We start from the raw sequence: 18,229 nt of genomic DNA on the forward strand, positions 1-18,229 counted from the left end.
ATAGAAAATGATGAAAAATATTATTTTAACAATGGCTGTAGCTGCATTTTCTACAGCATCATTGGCACAAGCGCCTCAGCTTCGTACCGACAATATCGATGAAATTCTCAATGCGATGACACTGCGTGAGAAGGCAACACTGCTGGTTGGTGAGCTGGCTGCTAATCAAAATGCCCAAGGTACTCAAATAGGCAATACGGAGAAATACATACCCGGTGCGGCAGGAAATACTTATAGTATTCCGCGTCTGGGAATACCGCCGACGGTAATGGCCGACGGACCTGCAGGTCTGCGTATCTATACCAAGCGTAATTACGATAGTAATACTTACAATTGTACAGGTTTTCCTATCGGGACAAGTCTTGCAGCATCTTGGAATGAAGACATTGTATATCGTGCCACTAAGGCCATGGGAAACGAAGTACTCGAATATGGTGTGGATGTACTTTTGGCTCCCGGTAACAATATCCAACGAAATCCTCTCTGCGGCCGCAACTTCGAGTATTTCTCCGAAGATCCTGTCCTTAGCGGAAATATAGCAGCCGCTTATATCAATGGTATTCAAAGTAATGGTGTAGGTACTTCACTCAAGCACTACGCTTTCAATAATCAAGAAACACGCCGTTTAGGTAATGATGCCAGAGTGTCACAACGGGCAGCTCGCGAGATTTATCTTAAACCATTTGAAATTGCAGTGAAAAAATCACAGCCATGGACAGTGATGAGTTCTTACAACAAGGTTAACGGTGAGTATACCAACTCACGTCGTGACCTGCTCACCGACATTCTTCGTAACGACTGGGGATACAACGGCATAGTGGTGACTGACTGGGGTGGATACTTTGACGCGGTTAAATGTATTACTGCCGGTAATGACCTTGTAGAACCAGGCTCACCTAAATTTATCAATGAGATAGTGGAAGCTGTGGAAAGTGGCAAACTCGACCAAAAGTATGTTGACGCCTGTGTGCGTCGCATGTTAGCATATATCGTTAAGACTCCACGCTTCAATAAATATAAATTCAGCAGTAATCCCAATCTAAAGGCTCATGCTCAGATAGTGCGTGAGGCTGCTGCCGAAGGTACAGTCTTACTGAAGAACAATGAAAATCTGCTACCACTTAATCATATGGAAAATGTAGCTCTCTTCGGTTGCGGCTCTTATAGACCCATTGCCGGAGGTACCGGTTCTGGTGATGTAAATAAGGCTTATATCGTGTCGCTTGTCGAGGGGATGCGCAATGCCGGTTTTAATGTTGACAATAATCTAGTGTCTGAATATACCAAATATCTATGGGCTTACGATGAAAAGATGGCAAAGCTGGAGTGGTGGCAAAGAAATCCTGTAGCCCCGGAATTTATTCCGGACGCTTTGGCAGATGCTGTCAAGAATAACGATATTGCCATCGTCACCATCCAACGTCAATCAGGTGAAGGCCGTGACCGTCCGGCAGCTGACTTCGAGCTTGATGCCGATGATAAAGCACTGCTTACTCAGGTGGCTGATGCGTTCCACAAGGCAGAAAAGAAGGTTGTGGTAGTGCTCAATGTAGGAGGAGCTATAGAGACCGCTTCATGGAAAGATATTCCCGATGCTATCCTGTTGCCATGGCAGTGTGGACAGGAAATTGGACACAGCATCGCCGATATGCTGACAGGCAAGGTAGCGCCGTCAGGACATTTACCCATGACATTACCCGAGAAATTAAGTGACCATGCTTCTACGAAAAATTTCCCGCTTGATTCTCCCGACATAAGTGGATGGGGCGATGAAAATAAGAATGACCGTAAAAACATAGATTATACAGAATATGAGGAAGACATATATGTAGGCTACCGTTGGTTTGACAAGCAGAGACTGAACGTATCTTATCCATTCGGATACGGACTTACATACACCACATTTGAGTTTGAGGGACTAAAGTTAAACGTAAAGAATGGGGATACATATTCTGACGATATCATAGAGGTCAGTGTCAACGTTAAAAACACAGGTATCACCGCTGGCAAGCAAGTTGTTCAGGTTTATGTGACAGCCCCTAAAGGAAATCAGGACAAACCGGAACAGGAACTGAAGGGCTTCGCCAAAACACGTTTATTAAAACCGGGTGAAAGTCAGTTGCTCACTATCTGTATTCCAAAGATAAACCTGGCATCCTTCTATGACAAGAAATCAGCCTGGATTGTTGATGGCGGCACATACGTTTTCCGTATCGGTGATAATAGTCGCAACATCCTTTGTGAAGGCAAAATAAAGATTAAAAAACAACAGGAGAAAGTCAGTGTCAGCTTATAAGGGATTTTAGTATATGTTCTCTATTATCCACTAAGAAATAGACAACAATGTTTAAAACTACAATAAAAAAGGATTATGGCTTTTTATCAGCTATAATCCTTTTTTATTGTAATATCTCCAGATAAACTAAAATTTATAATCCCAACTTAGCCGAAATCTCCAACATTCGTTGAATCGGCTTCACTGCCTTCTTAGCCACCTCCGGATCTACTGTAATCTCCGGTGACTCATTCTTCAGACACTCATAGAGCTTCTCTAACGTATTCAATCGCATGAAGCTACACTCGTTACATCCACACGTACTATCGTTCGGTGGAGCAGGGATAAACGTCGTCTGCGGACACTTCTTCTGCATCTCATGCAAGATACCCGATTCGGTAGCCACAATATAGGTGTTTTCCGGATGATTCACTGCATACTTCAACAATGCTGCCGTAGACCCTACCACATCCGCCAGTTTCAAAACCGTACTTTTACATTCGGGATGTGCCAGCACCAATGCTTCGGGATGCTGCGTCTTCAATTCCACAATCTTTTCAACAGAGAACTGTTCATGCACATGACAGGCACCGTCCCAAAGCAACATATTCCGGTTCGTAACTGAGTTGATATAATTCCCCAGATTTCGGTCCGGACCAAAGATTATTTTCTCATCTTTGGGGAAGCTTTCCACAATCTGCTTCGCATTGGTGGAAGTCACCACCACATCCGTTACCGCTTTCACTGCAGCCGTCGTATTGACGTAAGAAATAACGGTGTATCCCGGATGCTCTTTGACAAACTGCGCAAACTGATCCGCCGGACAACTGTCCGCCAACGAACAACCTGCCGCCATGTCGGGCACCAGCACTTTCTTGTCCGGACAAAGCACTTTTGCCGTTTCCCCCATAAAGTGAACGCCACACATCACAATAATATCCGCTTCCGTTTTGGCTGCCCATTGAGCCAATGCCAAACTGTCGCCAACATAATCAGCGATGTCTTGTATTTCCCCCTTCTGGTAGTAGTGTCCCAAAATGATTGCATTCTTTTCTTTCTTTAGCTCGTTAATAGCCTTTATGAGTTCATTCATAATAATATTCTTATTTCTTTCCTTTTAAAAAAAATCCTTTGTTAGTGATGATAGCCTGTTAATAATGTTAGCAAATAAATACGATTTTTCTTGCCGGATAAGTTATTAGTCCATACTTCTGTTTTATGAGTTGGTTATGAACTGATGTAAAGGACAAGATATTCTATTCTACTTGCTTCATTATCAATGAAAGCATCGTTAAATGCCGTCAAATAGGAGTTTGCTATTAACTCCCTGTTGATAAAGTGCAAAGTTAAAAACTTTATGGATATAAACAGGCAGATAAGTGCTGAAAAATATGTTTATGTCTGTGTAGAAAGTTTTGGGTTAGTTTTTTGGAATGTTCATAACGAAGGCCTCTTATACCTTCTTTTGAATAATGCAAGAATTATTTTTCAAAATCTTTGCCGATAGTTTTGACAGGTTTTAAACCGTTATCAACATCTTGTTAACTGAAAAGAATTACCTTTGTGGACAAGAACATAATAAAAGAAAAGACGTATGCGTAAACTGAAAATAACAGAACTGAACCGTATCAGTGCCGAAGAGTTTAAACAGGTTGAAAAACTGCCTCTAGTAGTAGTGCTGGACGATATTCGTAGTTTGCACAATATAGGTTCTGTGTTCCGTACTTCGGATGCTTTCCGTATTGAATGTATCTATCTGTGTGGTATAACAGCTACCCCGCCACACCCTGAAATGCATAAGACTGCATTGGGTGCGGAGTTCACTGTCGACTGGAAGTATGTTAATAACGCTGTTGATGCTGTTGATAACCTCAAAAACGAAGGGTATATCGTTTATTCTGTAGAACAGGTGGAAGGAAGCATCATGCTTGATGAACTTCAGCTGGATAAAACCAAGAAGTACGCTATCGTAATGGGAAACGAAGTGAAAGGGGTACAGCAGGAGGTTATTAACCATTCGGATGGCTGTATAGAGATTCCTCAATACGGAACGAAACACTCTTTGAATGTTTCCGTAACTACCGGTATTGTGATTTGGGATTTGTTCAAAAAGTTACGTTAATAGCTATAATACAGGATTGGTTAATAAGTTGTTTATAACGAGTTAATAGCTTAGTTAATTCATTTATAATCAATAACTATGTATTGTTTATAACTATATGGAACCATGTTGATTCTATGGATGTTGGGAAGTTATTATTATAGTTGTTGATAGTTTGTTTTCAGGCTGTTAATACTTGAGTTGTCAGGTATTAACAGCCTATATGATACGTATTAATAGCTGGGAACTTAAGTATTAACTTTTGAGAAAACAGAAATTAATACCTTGCAGGAAGCTTGTTAATTCTTGAAATGATAACTGGTAGGGTTGAGTAGTTGATAAATTGGCTTGTAAGGTTGATAAACTTATAAGCCGATTGATTTTAGATCTGTCCGTTCTCCACCATCAACACCACACGTTCTGTTAGTTTATCCTCACCTTGCGGATCATATTCTTTTTTTAAACTGGCTCCGAATAATGCAGCAAAAGTCTGATAGAATCCCGCTTTGAAAGGTCCCATAAATGCTTTCACCAGTTCATAGCTGGTAGAATTGCTTTGGCGGTCTATTAATTTAATCAACAGTTTTCCCTGTGCAAAAGAAAGTTTCTTCATTCGGGGAGTATATTGCTCTTTCAATCCTTTTTCAACCCGTTTGATATGTTTCTGGCGGGCTTTCTCATTGGGTAATGTCTGAAGATATTCGTAAGTTTCGATGATGGCCTGGTTAATTTCTCTGGAGATAGGATATACCTTTTTCACATTGCGGATCAGTCGGTAATATTCCTGGCGTTCTTTTTCATTCTTGAATTTCAACGGACGGAAAATATACACAGTTCTTAACTGGACACATGGAATGGTATCTCCATTGTAGATACACATCGGAACCAAATATCCATTGATGCTTTGTTTTTCTTGAGCTTGCAGGCGCAACGAACAACAAACAATAGCAAACAGCGTCATTACTACTATGTTAAGCCTCCTTTTCACGATACAAAAATAGAATTAAAATTTTATTATTCAGACATTTCTCTTCGATGTTAACCTATTTAAAGTATCTTTGCGGCCTTATCTGTTAAAAAGCAGGAAGAATAAACCATTTTATTGATGAAAACGATTCAACTTTTACGGTTGATAAGTATTATAAACAGCCTGTTAATAATTCCTGCTTGTAGTGCTCAAAACCCTTCTGAAACTCTTTTGGAGGATATTCTTGAAGATTTATCTGTTAATAACGATACTGATAACTCTGTTAATACTCCTAATTGGGAAAATGAATTGGAAGAACTTTCCAATCGTATGCAAGAACCAGTAAATTTGAATGTTGCTACCCGTGAACAACTCGAACAGTTTCCTTTCCTTAGTGATATTCAGATTGAACATTTGCTGGCTTACATCTATATACACGGACAGATGAAAACTATCTATGAACTTCAATTGGTAGAAGAGATGGATAAGCAAACAATCCAGTATCTATTACCCTTCGTCTGTATAAAAGCTATTAACAATGAACCTTCTTTTCGGTGGAAAAGTCTGTTGAAAAGCGCAGCAAAGTATGGAAAGAATGAACTGTTAACTCGCTTTGATATACCATTTTATAAGCGGAAAGGTTATGAACATACCTATTTAGGACCTTCTGTTTATAACTCTGTGAAATACAGTTTTCGGTATAGTGACCGACTCTATGCAGGAGTCGTTGCTGAAAAAGATGCTGGAGAACCTTTTGGAGCTTTACATAATCGCTACGGCTATGATTATTATTCCTTTTATCTGTTATTAAAAGATTGTGGACGATTAAAAGCATTAGCTGTTGGTAACTATCGGCTTAGTTTCGGACAAGGTCTGGTGATTAGTACTGATTATTTGATGGGAAAAACAGTTTACGCTTCTTCTTTCAATAACCGTAATAGCGGGATAAAGAAACATTCTTCTGCTGACGAATACAACTATTTTCGAGGAGTAGCTGCCACTGTTTCTTTGACAAAAGATTGGGATATTTCTGGTTTCTATTCACACCGTTCTCTGGATGGAGTAATCACTGATGGAACAATCACTTCTATCTACAAAACCGGGCTGCATCGAAGTCAAAAGGAAGCGGATAAAAAGAACCTGTTCACCATGCAATTAACAGGTGGACACGTGAGTTATCAACACAACCGTATCCGATTGGGTATCACCGGTATTTACTACCTTTTCAACCGACCATACGAACCGGAATTAACAGGTTATTCCAAATACAATCTTCATGGAAATAACTTCTATAATCTGGGAATAGATTATGCTTACCGATGGCATCGTTTTTCTTTTCAGGGAGAGACGGCAATCGGAAAACAAGGTTGGGCTTCTTTGAATCGTTTGCAATATTCACCGGTTCAAAACACTCAAATCATGTTGATACATCGGTTTTATTCTTATAACTATTGGGCTATGTTTGCCCATTCATTCGGTGAAGGAAGTACGACACAAAATGAACAGGGATATTATATCGGCTTGGAAACTTCTCCTTTTGCTTATTGGAAGTTTTTCGCCTCATTCGATTTATTTTCCTTTCCGTGGAAAAAATACAGAGTGAATAAACCCTCTCGTGGAACAGATGGACTGTTTCAAACCACTTTCACTCCACGCAGCAATCTATCCATGTATCTAAGGTATCGTTATAAACAAAAAGAGCGTGACTGGACAGGTAGTAAAGGAACACTAACACTTCCTATTTTTCACCATCAACTTCGCTATCGTTTGAACTATTTTTGGGGAGATGTGTTAAGCAGTCGTACAACTTTAGATTATAATCATTTTCATTCTCAGGACAGAGCTGCTAATAAAGGATATCAGGTTACACAAATGATATCCTCCCAACTGCCTTGGGCCAGGCTGTTTGCTGACGTTCAGGGCAGTTACTTTTTTACAGACGATTATGACTCGCGTGTATATGCTTCGGAAAGCGGATTGCTTTATACGTTTTATACTCCGTCTTTTCAAGGTCGTGGATTCCGGTGTAGTATCCGTTTCAAATATGAACTGAACAAACACTTTCTATTGATAACCAAGTTCGGCGAAACCGTCTATCTGGACCGTAACGAGATAGGTTCCGGCAACGATTTGATCTGTGGAAATAAAAAAGCAGATATACAAATGCAACTGCGTATTAAGTTTTAGGCTATCTTTGTACGCAACTAATTGGAGAAATTAGTAGACAAAGTGAGCAGTTTAATTTTGCGGTATTGACTATGGATTATTAGTTGATAAAGTATGTAAATTGTAAATGATAAAATTAGAATAAGATGACTATTATTTTTTCTTCACCCATCTTCGGCCCTATCCATTCCCGCCGTTTGGGCGTTTCTTTGGGAATCAATTTGTTGCCGGATGACGGTAAGGTTTGTTCATTCGACTGCATTTATTGTGAGTGCGGTTTCAATGCCGAACATCGTACGAAGAAACTTCTGCCTACCCGTGAAGAAGTCCGCACAGCTCTCGAAGAGAAATTGAAAGATATGCAGGCAAACGGTCCTGCTCCCGATGTATTGACATTTGCCGGAAACGGTGAACCGACTGCGCATCCTCACTTCCCGGAAATCATAGAAGATACGCTTGCACTTCGTGACAAGTATTTTCCAAAAGCGAAAGTAAGCGTATTAAGTAACTCTACGTTTATTGATCGTCCTGCCGTATTCGAAGCACTGAATAAAATAGATAATAATATCTTGAAACTGGATACGGTGGATGAAGAATATATTCATTTATTGGATCGTCCTAACGGAAAATACTCTGTTAAGAAGACTATCGAAAAGATGAAAGAATTCAAAGGAAATTGCATCATACAAACGATGTTCCTGAAAGGAAGTTATCAGGGAAGAGATGTAGATAATACATCCGACAAGTATGTGCATCCCTGGATAGAAGCAGTGAAAGAAATTGCTCCCTGTCAAGTGATGATTTATACGATTGACCGGGAAACTCCCGATCACGATTTGCAGAAAGCTACGCATGAAGAGTTAGACCGTATTGTGGCTTTATTGGAGAAAGAAGGCATTTCGGCAACAGCTTCTTATTGAAAATATAATTCGAATAGGAATCATCTTTCTAATCTGACAATAAATGAAAGATTAAACATCAAACATAAGAGAGCGAACTCTAGAATTCAGCAGTTTTACACTCTTACTCTATTGTTCGCTTTCTTCTATTATTTTATTTAAAAAGAGCTGTTTTATTAGTTATCGTATCAATAATTGATTATCGCGCTGCTATCAGATACTAAGTATATAGGATGTCAGACTACTATCCTGATCAAAATTAAGTTTCCGTTTGAGCCTGTACTTCTTCAATTCGACAGAACGAATTGCAATCCCCATAATAACAGAAATTTCTTTGGTAGATAAGTTGGCGCGTATCAGACAACAGAATTTCAATTCCGAAGGTGACAAGTCCGGATAAACCTTTTGCATGCGTAGCATAAATTCATAGTGCACTTCTACAAAGTAGTTTTCAAAAGATAATAACTTATCTTTTTCCGTAGCGCCCTGCTGAATAATTTTCATTAATCGGAGGTAGAGCTTGTTAGGATACCGGTCGCCCAGTTCATTCTTTTGTGTTTCCACTTCTGTAGAAATAGCGTCCAGCAATTCTTGTTTTTGAGTTAAGAAACGCATCCGGTTTTTAAGTTCACTTTCTTGGTTCCTTACTTTCTCCTGCAGTTGTTCGTAGGCTTGGTGTTGCAGTTCTTCCACATGTTTCTTCTGTTCCTCTTCGTATTGTTTGAGTAATCTTTTCCGTTTTCGTTCGCTGAAGAGAGTCACTATTCCGACGGTGATTATTACCAATAACAATATATATAGCGCAATCATCCATGTTCGTTTGTAGAGAGGCGGAGATACGAGTATCGGGACTATTAATGTGTTTTGATTGCTATCTTTTATTTCGAGTTGATAAGCACCGGACGGCAGGTTGGTGAAGTAAATAGTACCTGACGTCTGCCATGGACTCCATTCATTCGTTACCCCAGGAAGGCGGTAAGAGATGGAAGTGGCATGACTCCCCAGTCCCGTAGTGACTTGAATAGTGATATTGGTGGCGGTATTAGGTAATTCTATTTCCTGCTGGTGGAAATCTACATAAAAAGTATTGTTATCATAATCGTTGAAACAGAAAGTCTCTATCTGTAACGGGCACGGATTGGAGACATGGTGGTTCACCATTCTATTGTTGATAACAACAGTTCCTTCACAGGTAGAAACAAACGTAATTGAATCATTAATCGATTTCAGATTATAATGTTTGTCGTAAAGCATAAGTTCATTATCAACAAATGGCCAGTGCATTATTAATTCGGCAGATAAATCCGCAATGTGATAGAGGAGCAACTCTTCATCCGTAGCTACCCAGATATTGTTCTTGTAGGCTGGTTTTATAGATTGCAACTTGTTCAGATATACTATTTCCCTGCTTATTTGTTCTTGTTTTCTGAAACTCTTTCCGGTAATATCGAACATGTATATTCCTTTAGGCGTCGCAAACAGAATTTTATCTTCCACTTTTACCAGACTGATTCTGTTATAATTGGCATATCCGTCTATTTCGGCGAAGTTCTCGAAATCCGTTATCTGATTTAGGTCTTTGTTGATACGTAGGCGGAAGATTCCTTTTTCCGGATGGATAGCCCATACCGTATGAAGATTTTCTGGCATGATGTTGGCGTAATCTTCCGTATTCATAAGTAAAGACTTGTATTTCCAGGTGTTGTTTTTATATTCGAGCAGGGCAATACCAGAATAAGAACGTAAGAAGATATATTCATCGCCACGATCAGCCATATATTCAAACTGTCTGACACCGTTTATGTTGTAGAACGGTTCGAAATTGGCTTGACCGGCTTTCATTTTAAATAGCTGGGTAGTAGTACCGCATAACAATTCATTTTTTAAGTTGCAAAACTGGAGAGGGTACATGGAAGTTTGCATTTTCCTGCCGTCTTCCTCATAAAGATAAATACCTTGATTGGAGCCGATATAAGTCTTTCCATCGAAATAGGCTGCGTCGAAGAAAGTACCTATATCAGTGTTTGTCTTCCAGAGATAAGTTGCCGGTTGGAGGATAACCGATGAAATTCCGTTGTCGAGCGAAAGCCATAGAAAGTTTTCGTTGGCGAAACACAAACCGTGAATATTGAGATCTTGCAATTGCGAAGAATGATAATGTGTCTGTTGTCCGTTTTTCAGGTTAATCAGGAATAAGCCGTCGCCAATGGTTCCTACAGCAAGTATCTCGTCTTTCCAGATACTTCCACAATCAATTCGGACGGGAATCTGATTTTTATTCTCCAATTGGATGAATGGGGTTACCTTATTTTCTTTCAGGGTGAATATTTTTCCACTGGTCTGTCCTATGATATACTCGTCATTAGCGATTTGATACATGAATTTAGTTTCTCCGTTCAGAAAGGTGGTATCCTCACAAAAGCTCTTCAGTTGGCTACCGCGAATCTGCATAAGAGGACCGCCGCACTTTTGAGTAAACAGCCTTTTCCCTATCGGATAGAGAGAAACATAACAATCATTTCTGACTAGGTAATCCATCTCCTTACCGTCATACCAGATAATGTTGCCGAAGGAATGGAAATAAACTTTGCCTTCAGTTTCTCCTATGCTCCAGAAAGTTTCTCCTTTGATTCCCAGTTTATTTACCAACGGTAGAAGGGAGATATAGTTTATTTTTCCGTTTGCGTCATATTTCCAGTAGCCGATATTATTATCGCCTGCTGTATAAATTCGGTCACCGATACAACGCACTGTACGTACGGTACTACGTTCACCCGGTTCGAGAAGAGTCCAGTCGTTGCCGTTGTATCTTAATAATCCGTTATTGTTGCTGCTATATAGAATCTGTTCGGGAGAAATCGTAATGCCCCAGTTCTGAATTCCGCCTTTATAGTTCTTATAATTATAGTTGGTGATTTGCACAGGTGTCTGTGCTATACCTGGAGAGAGGCAGGTAAAGGATAATAAAATAGATAGTCCAAAAAGAATCCAATTGTATCTCATTCGTATTGTATTAGCATGGAATGTACTTATTACAAAGATAAAGAGAAAAATCGAAGATACAATAAAGCAGTTTAATTTGCTAGCAGTTAGCAAATATTTGGTGGAATCACGAGTAAAGGCTTGTTGTTGAATGATAGATATATGCCGGACCATCAATTGTTAGTCCGGCATATATGCTAAAAACACAGTTACCTTGTTACCTGAAAAGTTCCGCAGACGCTGTTTGCGCCATTCCATAATCCGTCTGTTCCTGCATAGACATAAGCTCCGTTGTCTATCCGGTAGCGGAAAGTATAATAATAAGTTCCTGCTTCTGAAACAGCCGGAGTAAAGCCTTGATAATAATACTCATTTCCCCAGTCACTATTCCAGGGACAAGTGGTCCATGTCCAGCCAGCACCAGAAGGGTTCGGATCTGTTGCAGAGTAACCAATTTCACACGTCACATGTTTGTTTCCGGAAGTTGCCGGTTCTGCCAAATTGGTCAGTCCGCTAATGAATACTTTCGAGCCGGCATTGAATTTTTCTCCCACACTGATGTTTCCTCCATCCCATTGGAGATTTGCCCAAGTGACGGAGAGCTTACTATAGTCTATACCATCGTCTTCTTCTTCCTCTCCTTTCACTTCGAAGGTTTTAAACGTACTGGTTGTCCCGTTCCACAATCCGCTTGTTCCTGCGTAAGCATAAGCTCCTTCGTCTATTCGGAAACGGAAAGTGTAATAGTACGTTCCTGATGTGGATATTGCAGGTGTTTTTCCCTGGTAATAATGATTGTTATCCCATTGTCCGTTCCAGTGGCAAGATGTCCATGTCCAGCTCTCATTTGACGGATCGGTATCTGTTGTGGAGTAACCTATTTCACATGTTACGTGTTTATTGGCCGTACCAGTTTGAAGATTCGTCAGTCCTTCAATATAAATCTGTGCACCGGTTTCAAACTGCTCTTCTTTTTCGATGGGATTTTTAGCCACCCAGCTGCCAAGTTCTGCCCAACTGACAGATAATTTACTGTAATCTTCTATGCTTGCGTATTCATCTTCTTCCTCTCCTTTCACTTCAAACTTTCCGTTGACGTTTACTTCTCCATCCCATAATCCGCCTGTTCCTGCATATTTGTAAGGTCCCGAACCGTTACGGAAACGGAATGTATAAAAGTAAGTGCCGACAGTGAGATTTTTAATACGTCCCTGATAATAGAAGTTGTTGCCCCAGTCTTGATTAAATGGACAGGAAGTCCATATCCAATCTTCTCCGGACGGATCTGTATCAGTAAGAGAATAACCGATATCGCAGGTAATTTCTTCTCCTGTTTCGCTGTCAACAGAATTGGTGATGCCGTCGGCAAACACACACGAACCAGCTTCAAAATCGTCTCCCTCATTGATTACGCTAGCGGCACACCATTGCAAATTGGCCCATGTGATAGGAAACTCTTCATCCGGTCTTTCTCCTTCATCCTGAATACTTTGCTTGACGGTCAGGGTGATTACCTCTTCGTCTTGTAGGAAAAAAGTAACATGTCCTTCGCGGGGCTGACCTGTTGCATTGTCGGAAACAGTGACAGCTACATTCGCTATGAAACTCTCATTTACTCCGGGATAGTTGTCCGGGCTTATGGTAATCCAGTATTCGGAAGCAACGGCACTCCAACGACGGGTAGCATTTACTTTGACGGCAAGAGTGCTTTTATATCCGGTGAATGACAATTCATTCTTGTTGATAGTCAGAGATGCCGGGGCTATCTCTTCGGAATCTTTACAACTCCAAGTGAATAGAGTCATGCAAAGAGAGATAAATATATAATATATGTGTTTCATACTGTTTAATTATTGGTTATTAGTTTTATGCTTATTCATATCTGAATAGGGCTGATCTATTTTATATCTGATTTTACCTATTCACATATGAATGAACAGGTTTTACCGTAAATAGGTTGTCACACGATATATACCCGGACTCCAGACTGCCTGATAGGAAGTAGGTGAATAAACAAATATCTTGTTGCTGTGGTCGGCATTGTAATTGTTACTCTTTTCCGATGTAAACATACGACGTCCTTTGGCAATCAGTACAGCGTTGTGGTAAGTCTCGTCACCATTGAGCAAACGGGTGGCTTTCCATTCACCGTCTGTATCATAACCACCTTCCCATACTTGCTTGATATAGCCCGTTTTCTTTTTGTTGGTAGAAGTGAAATAAACCTTAAAGTTGATTCCGGCAACGACGAACTCATTCTTTCCGGTTTGGATAATCAATCCGTAAGCATCTTCGGCATCGTATTTAATACATAGTTGATAATCGCCCATCGTCACTATACGTTCCGATTCACCCGGCATTTTCATTACGCCAATCATGCGGCTGCTACCTTGGTATTCGGAAATAAGCGGCATCAATTCATTCAGCACTTTATAGGATTGGGCAAAGACGAAATTATCCGCTCCATCTTCGATACCAAAAGGTGAATAACAAAGTGCACTGTGTTCGCCGAATGCCCAAAATGCATTAGCCGGTTTCATCACTGCTTCGGGAATCAGCAACGGATTGTCTGCCCGGTGATAGTCTGCCACAATATTTTTGAAGTCAGACAGATAAATATCCGGAGCAAGCACATCGATATGCGGTGCGGCTGCTTTCCAGATGTCCATTACACGGGATACCGGTCCGCCGTTGGGGTAAACTCCGGGCATGTCATCAGGCTTTTGCACCAGCCAACAGTTGCAGAAGGTAGGTAGCGAATAAATCTCTTTCGCACCGGCAGAGATAAAATCTATGTAAGTGGCATACTGCCAAGTAGTGTAGAAACTCTTGCTCCAGACATTATCTCCGAATACCGTTTTCCATGTGCCGGAAGTCTTGGCTCCATTCTCATCCCATACGGAAAGCAGCTCTTTACGCAGGTTTTTGCGGTTCTTTTTCATATATTGGATAAGTGTCTGCGGAACCTCCTGTCCATATGCCGCAAGTGAGGCTTTCGAGTAGTCCATATCCTGAAAGATACCCACTTCGTTTTCCGGTTGCAGGGCGATGATTGTTCCCGTTGTCTGATCCACCTTTTTGATGTATTCCACCAATGTTCTGAATGCTTTGGCATCCGCTTTCATAGTATTTTCGCAGAAAGGGGAAAGCGTTTCGATTTCTTTGCCTTCCACGCTTTTCACGCGGAAAAAACGCTTGGTATCCTCTTTCACCCAAGTAGGCGCATAGCTCGATTCTCCGTTTTTCCAGCTGCCGAACCACAGGATAGACAGTTTGAGTCCGTTTTTCCGGGCTCCATCTATCATATTGTCTATCAATGTATAATCAAATATACCCTCTTGCGGTTCAAACTGTTCCCAAGCGATTGGGGCGAGCACCGTATTCAGGTTCAGTGTTTTCAAGGGAGTCCACAGATTGTTCAGATATTCGGTGGTTGAGGCCGAAGAGTTGTGCAATTCGCCTGCCAGCATGATGAAAGGTTTTCCGTTCACTATCAGTTGCCAGCTTCCGTGTTCGTTTTTTACGAGTTTGGAGGGAACTTCAGTATTTGTTGAAGTCTGGGCCTTCATTGTGGAAATTCCCGTTATTAAAATCAGGCACATTATGGTAGTCAATAATTTCTTCATCGTTGTTATTTATCTTAAAGTTACAGGAATAGAATAAGACTGGTTTGCACCATCGGTCACTGTGAGCGTGTATTTCTTTCCTCTAAGGATGGAGTTGTCGAAGAAAGAAATGATATTGGTTCCTGCTGTCAGTTCGATATTGGTGCGATAAATCTCTTCGTTTTTCGTATTAGCCAGTACAAGCAGTCCGTTACCCGAATTCTTCGTATAGAAATCTATTTCATACTTTTCACGATCGGGATGACGCATCATATCATATACATGGGTTGCGGTGTTGACTGTTGCCAGATAAAATCCCGGGGTATATTCGGGACTCGTTCTGATTTCTGCCAGTTGGAGGCCTTTTTGCACATATTCGTTTTTCATCAGGAGTTTCCAGATAAGTCCTGTACGGTAGTTTTCCATCATGATGGCCATTGGTGCATGTTCCATTGCCAGATATTCCGTTCCTACCGATTTATCAGAAGGGCAGTAGGATATGTTAAGTCCGTAAGTACCGTTTAGTTTTGGATAATTTCTTATCAGGTTCATCAATACTTGTGTAGAGTAGAACGGGGTATATGGAAAAGCGCTGATTGCTGCCGTAGGTGCAATGATACCGTCGTCTTTGAATGGTTCACGCGATTTGTATTCAGGATTTTTGCCGCACCCTCCACAGGCGGTTAGTCCCCAGTCGGATTCTGAATATTTATACTCTTCTGGAGCTTCGTATATGCAGTAATGGCGGTTGATCATTGTATGGCTTACGTTCTGTGTCCAGTAGTAGGTATATTTGTCTTCCATGGCTCTGGGATCCAGTCCAAGGAAAGAATATTGAGACAGGAAAAGTGCATTGCCATATTCAGTGCCTAATGGCATCAGGTAACCATATGTTTTTCTGCCGGGAGTGGCAAAGTTGCGGCCTTGCCAACAATTCTTGTAGATATCTGTCGATACTTTATGGTTGTCCGGTGCTGCCATAGCCAATATGTATACCAACAGAGTTTCGTTCCAGCCTATCAAAGGTAGTTCGTAGGTATTAGTATCTTTGTGCCATATCCAGTATAAGCGGCCGTTGTTTACGAAATGGTTCCATTCGATGGTCTCCCAAAAATAGTTTGTCGTTTCGCGGATTTCCTTTTCAGCTTCGCTGTTACCGGTGAAATATTCGCAGGCAGTTAGTAATCCGCCCATCATGAAAGCTGTTTCCACAATTTCTCCGGCCTCATTCTGGTTTCCGAAGGGGAGGATTTTGCCGTCGGGTCTGTACCAATGTGCCCAGGCTCCGGCAAAACGGTCGGCTGTTTTCAGGAAGCGGACTATCTTTACGATATGTTCGGCAGCATCTTCACGACTGATCCATCCACGTTCCACTCCTATCACAAGATTCATAATGCCCATTCCTGTGGCACCTGTGGTAAGGGTTGTTTTACTTGTAGATCCGTTGTAAGCCATTCCGGTTGTCTGATTAGCGCCTTCATAGAAATAACTGATAACCTTCTGCTGCTGATCGTTCATGGCAGCTTTCACGGTAAGCGGCGAATAGGTGTTGTCGTTGTTCACGGTTGATTCGCCTACTGTCGATTCATCTTCCACGCAGTTCCACAGCATGAGTGCCGAGAACAGGGTAGCGGTTATATTTAATATCATCTTTGACATATTTATAATTGTTATTTGGTTTCGATTAATATTTAGGATTTTGTTGCAACTTACCATTCGACTTGTCGATTTCCGTTTGCGGGAGAGGGAATACCTCGTGCTTGCCGACAACGAAGTTGGCTACTTTGTCTTCGGCAATTCCCCAACGTACCAGGTCGAAGTAACGTTCAAATTCCAGCGCCAGTTCGATGCGGCGTTCGTGACGGATTTTCTCTCTTAATTCGTCTTTGTCGGTAGTCTTTATTTCGGGTAATACCGACTGACCGTTACGGGCACGGGCTCTTACCATTTCCAGCTTTCTCTTTGCTTCATCAAGGTCATTGGTTTCGCAGGCAGCTTCGGCGTGCATCAGTACGATGTCGGCATAACGGATGATGCGGAGATTGCTCCAGTAACCATAACACCAGTCGGCACGTCCGTAGAGCGAACGTTCGCTTTTCCGACAATAGGCTTTCCTGTTGAAGTATTTGTAGTTGCTTGCCACCACTTCTTCACCATCCACTTTTTCACCGTGTTCCAGTATAGTAGCACCGAAACGCGGGTCGTTACTTTCGTAATCGTTCATCAGATTTTCACTGGGTGCATTATGTCCCCAACCTAAGTTCGGGAATCCGCGGACACCGTTCATCAGGCACCATTGGTTGTTTTCGCCGATGATAGAGATGTTTTGGTCCGGTTTGTAGTCGGCGTTGATTTCCCAGACAGATTCGGGACCGAATTCGTTCTCTTCCCAAAATATTTCCGCATAAGGAGTAGAGAGGTCATTATCTTCGGAACTGATGATTTGTCCGGTGTAGGTCAGACAGTTGTCGTAATCCTTTTCATATAGGTAAGTTTTGGCGATGATGGCACGGGCGGCGTTTTGGGTGGCACGTCCGATGTTTCCCGAGTTAACTGCTTCTTTGCGGGTAGGCAGGTCGTTTATCACTCCGATCAGTTCGGACAGATACTTGTTGCGGATAACCGTTGCACTAAGCTGGTCGGCCATTGCTTCATCCTTTCCCATTACTCTGTCTACGTAGGGTACTGCACCAAATGCCTGTGTCAGTCGGAAGTATGCTGCTGCACGGATAAAATAGGCTTCGGCCCTGTACTGTCTGGTTGCTGCTGTTTCCCCATTGGCTTCTTCTATGTCTTTCAACATTTGCAAGGCTTCGTTGGCTTTGGTGATGGCAGTGAATTGAAGAGAATAATAGGTATTAAACATACTGTTGGCCGGCGTGAATGACATGGTAGGAAACTGGCTGAAGTCTACCCCACCGTCGCCCGAAGGTCCTCCGGGGTGACTGTTATCCGTTGTATGACATTGCATGGCCGTTATAGGCCAGGTCTGTTGGGCGAATACATTGTATCCGTCCATTAACGTGGCAAGGACGAGAAGTTCCTGCGCGGTACCCATATCATAATTGCCTTCGTGATATTTACCTTTCGGTGCATTATCGAGGAAGGTGTCGCTGCAAGAGGTACAGGCGAACAATATTGCTATTATATAAGTAATTCGTTTCATAATTCGTTGATATTTCTAATGACTTAATTTTTAATTCAACAGTTGATTGGGTGAGCCACTTACTCAAC

Annotated in this window: 11 protein-coding genes; 4 read left to right on the forward strand and 7 right to left on the reverse strand. The window is 41.5% G+C overall.

What is annotated here, in order from left to right; genetic code table 11:
• The first annotated feature begins 7 nt into the window (after positions 1 to 7).
• Positions 8 to 2,296 (forward strand): beta-glucosidase, encoded by a 2,289-nt coding sequence (locus DWZ47_RS12280; RefSeq protein WP_233525038.1) that lies wholly within the window; start codon positions 8 to 10, stop codon positions 2,294 to 2,296.
• A 133-nt stretch (positions 2,297 to 2,429) separates the two neighbouring features.
• Here the strand turns inward: DWZ47_RS12280 and nadA are convergent, their stop codons facing one another.
• Complete coding sequence (gene nadA / locus DWZ47_RS12285; RefSeq protein WP_032845840.1) at positions 2,430 to 3,368, reverse strand: quinolinate synthase NadA; 939 nt, start codon at positions 3,366 to 3,368, stop codon at positions 2,430 to 2,432.
• Between the two features lie 501 nt (positions 3,369 to 3,869).
• Here nadA and DWZ47_RS12295 point away from each other — a divergent pair.
• Positions 3,870 to 4,397, forward strand: a complete 528-nt coding sequence (locus tag DWZ47_RS12295) for an RNA methyltransferase (protein ID WP_032845842.1) — start codon at positions 3,870 to 3,872, stop codon at positions 4,395 to 4,397.
• A gap of 361 nt (positions 4,398 to 4,758) precedes the next feature.
• Here the strand turns inward: DWZ47_RS12295 and DWZ47_RS12300 are convergent, their stop codons facing one another.
• Positions 4,759 to 5,337, reverse strand: coding sequence for a DUF4294 domain-containing protein (locus tag DWZ47_RS12300; protein ID WP_004302817.1), 579 nt, complete (start codon positions 5,335 to 5,337; stop codon positions 4,759 to 4,761).
• Between the two features lie 144 nt (positions 5,338 to 5,481).
• On the opposite strand from DWZ47_RS12300, the gene DWZ47_RS12305 reads away from it, so the two are divergent.
• Together DWZ47_RS12305 and DWZ47_RS12310 are read left to right on the forward strand one after the other, a co-directional pair.
• Positions 5,482 to 7,530, forward strand: coding sequence for a helix-hairpin-helix domain-containing protein (locus DWZ47_RS12305; protein ID WP_117513296.1), 2,049 nt, complete (start codon positions 5,482 to 5,484; stop codon positions 7,528 to 7,530).
• Positions 7,531 to 7,655: 125 nt separating this feature from the next.
• The gene (locus DWZ47_RS12310) at positions 7,656 to 8,429 is read left to right on the forward strand and encodes a radical SAM protein (protein ID WP_032845846.1); all 774 of its coding nucleotides are present in this window, start codon (positions 7,656 to 7,658) and stop codon (positions 8,427 to 8,429) included.
• Positions 8,430 to 8,621: 192 nt separating this feature from the next.
• Here the strand turns inward: DWZ47_RS12310 and DWZ47_RS12315 are convergent, their stop codons facing one another.
• The 5 genes from DWZ47_RS12315 to DWZ47_RS12335 form a co-directional block, all read right to left on the reverse strand.
• Positions 8,622 to 11,411, reverse strand: a complete 2,790-nt coding sequence (locus tag DWZ47_RS12315; RefSeq protein WP_117513298.1) for a triple tyrosine motif-containing protein — start codon at positions 11,409 to 11,411, stop codon at positions 8,622 to 8,624.
• A gap of 188 nt (positions 11,412 to 11,599) precedes the next feature.
• Positions 11,600 to 13,231 carry a BACON domain-containing protein gene (locus DWZ47_RS12320; RefSeq protein WP_233525039.1) on the reverse strand — a complete coding sequence of 544 codons (1,632 nt, stop codon included), beginning with the start codon at positions 13,229 to 13,231 and terminating at the stop codon, positions 11,600 to 11,602.
• Between the two features lie 102 nt (positions 13,232 to 13,333).
• Positions 13,334 to 15,016 (reverse strand): DUF5597 domain-containing protein, encoded by a 1,683-nt coding sequence (locus DWZ47_RS12325; RefSeq protein WP_182281607.1) that lies wholly within the window; start codon positions 15,014 to 15,016, stop codon positions 13,334 to 13,336.
• 9 nt (positions 15,017 to 15,025) lie between these two features.
• Entirely contained in the window at positions 15,026 to 16,645 is a 1,620-nt protein-coding gene (locus DWZ47_RS12330) for a glucoamylase family protein (RefSeq protein WP_229115755.1), read from the reverse strand.
• Positions 16,646 to 16,679: 34 nt separating this feature from the next.
• On the reverse strand, positions 16,680 to 18,161 hold the full coding sequence (locus DWZ47_RS12335) for a RagB/SusD family nutrient uptake outer membrane protein (protein WP_032845854.1): 1,482 nt from the start codon (positions 18,159 to 18,161) through the stop codon (positions 16,680 to 16,682).
• Positions 18,162 to 18,229: the final 68 nt, after the last annotated feature.

It is taken from the genome of Bacteroides sp. AF32-8BH (genome assembly GCF_003435205.1).
Lineage (GTDB): Bacteria > Bacteroidota > Bacteroidia > Bacteroidales > Bacteroidaceae > Bacteroides > Bacteroides ovatus.

What these genes read in the sequence shown, in the direction of transcription:
- DWZ47_RS12280 (WP_233525038.1), top strand. Translation starts at nt 8, where the DNA reads ATGATGAAAAATATTATTTTAACAATGGCTGTAGCTGCATTTTCTACA.
- nadA (WP_032845840.1), bottom strand. Translation starts at nt 3,368, where the DNA reads ATGAATGAACTCATAAAGGCTATTAACGAGCTAAAGAAAGAAAAGAAT.
- DWZ47_RS12295 (WP_032845842.1), top strand. Translation starts at nt 3,870, where the DNA reads ATGCGTAAACTGAAAATAACAGAACTGAACCGTATCAGTGCCGAAGAG.
- DWZ47_RS12300 (WP_004302817.1), bottom strand. Translation starts at nt 5,337, where the DNA reads ATGACGCTGTTTGCTATTGTTTGTTGTTCGTTGCGCCTGCAAGCTCAA.
- DWZ47_RS12305 (WP_117513296.1), top strand. Translation starts at nt 5,482, where the DNA reads ATGAAAACGATTCAACTTTTACGGTTGATAAGTATTATAAACAGCCTG.
- DWZ47_RS12310 (WP_032845846.1), top strand. Translation starts at nt 7,656, where the DNA reads ATGACTATTATTTTTTCTTCACCCATCTTCGGCCCTATCCATTCCCGC.
- DWZ47_RS12315 (WP_117513298.1), bottom strand. Translation starts at nt 11,411, where the DNA reads ATGAGATACAATTGGATTCTTTTTGGACTATCTATTTTATTATCCTTT.
- DWZ47_RS12320 (WP_233525039.1), bottom strand. Translation starts at nt 13,231, where the DNA reads ATGAAACACATATATTATATATTTATCTCTCTTTGCATGACTCTATTC.
- DWZ47_RS12325 (WP_182281607.1), bottom strand. Translation starts at nt 15,016, where the DNA reads ATGAAGAAATTATTGACTACCATAATGTGCCTGATTTTAATAACGGGA.
- DWZ47_RS12330 (WP_229115755.1), bottom strand. Translation starts at nt 16,645, where the DNA reads ATGATATTAAATATAACCGCTACCCTGTTCTCGGCACTCATGCTGTGG.
- DWZ47_RS12335 (WP_032845854.1), bottom strand. Translation starts at nt 18,161, where the DNA reads ATGAAACGAATTACTTATATAATAGCAATATTGTTCGCCTGTACCTCT.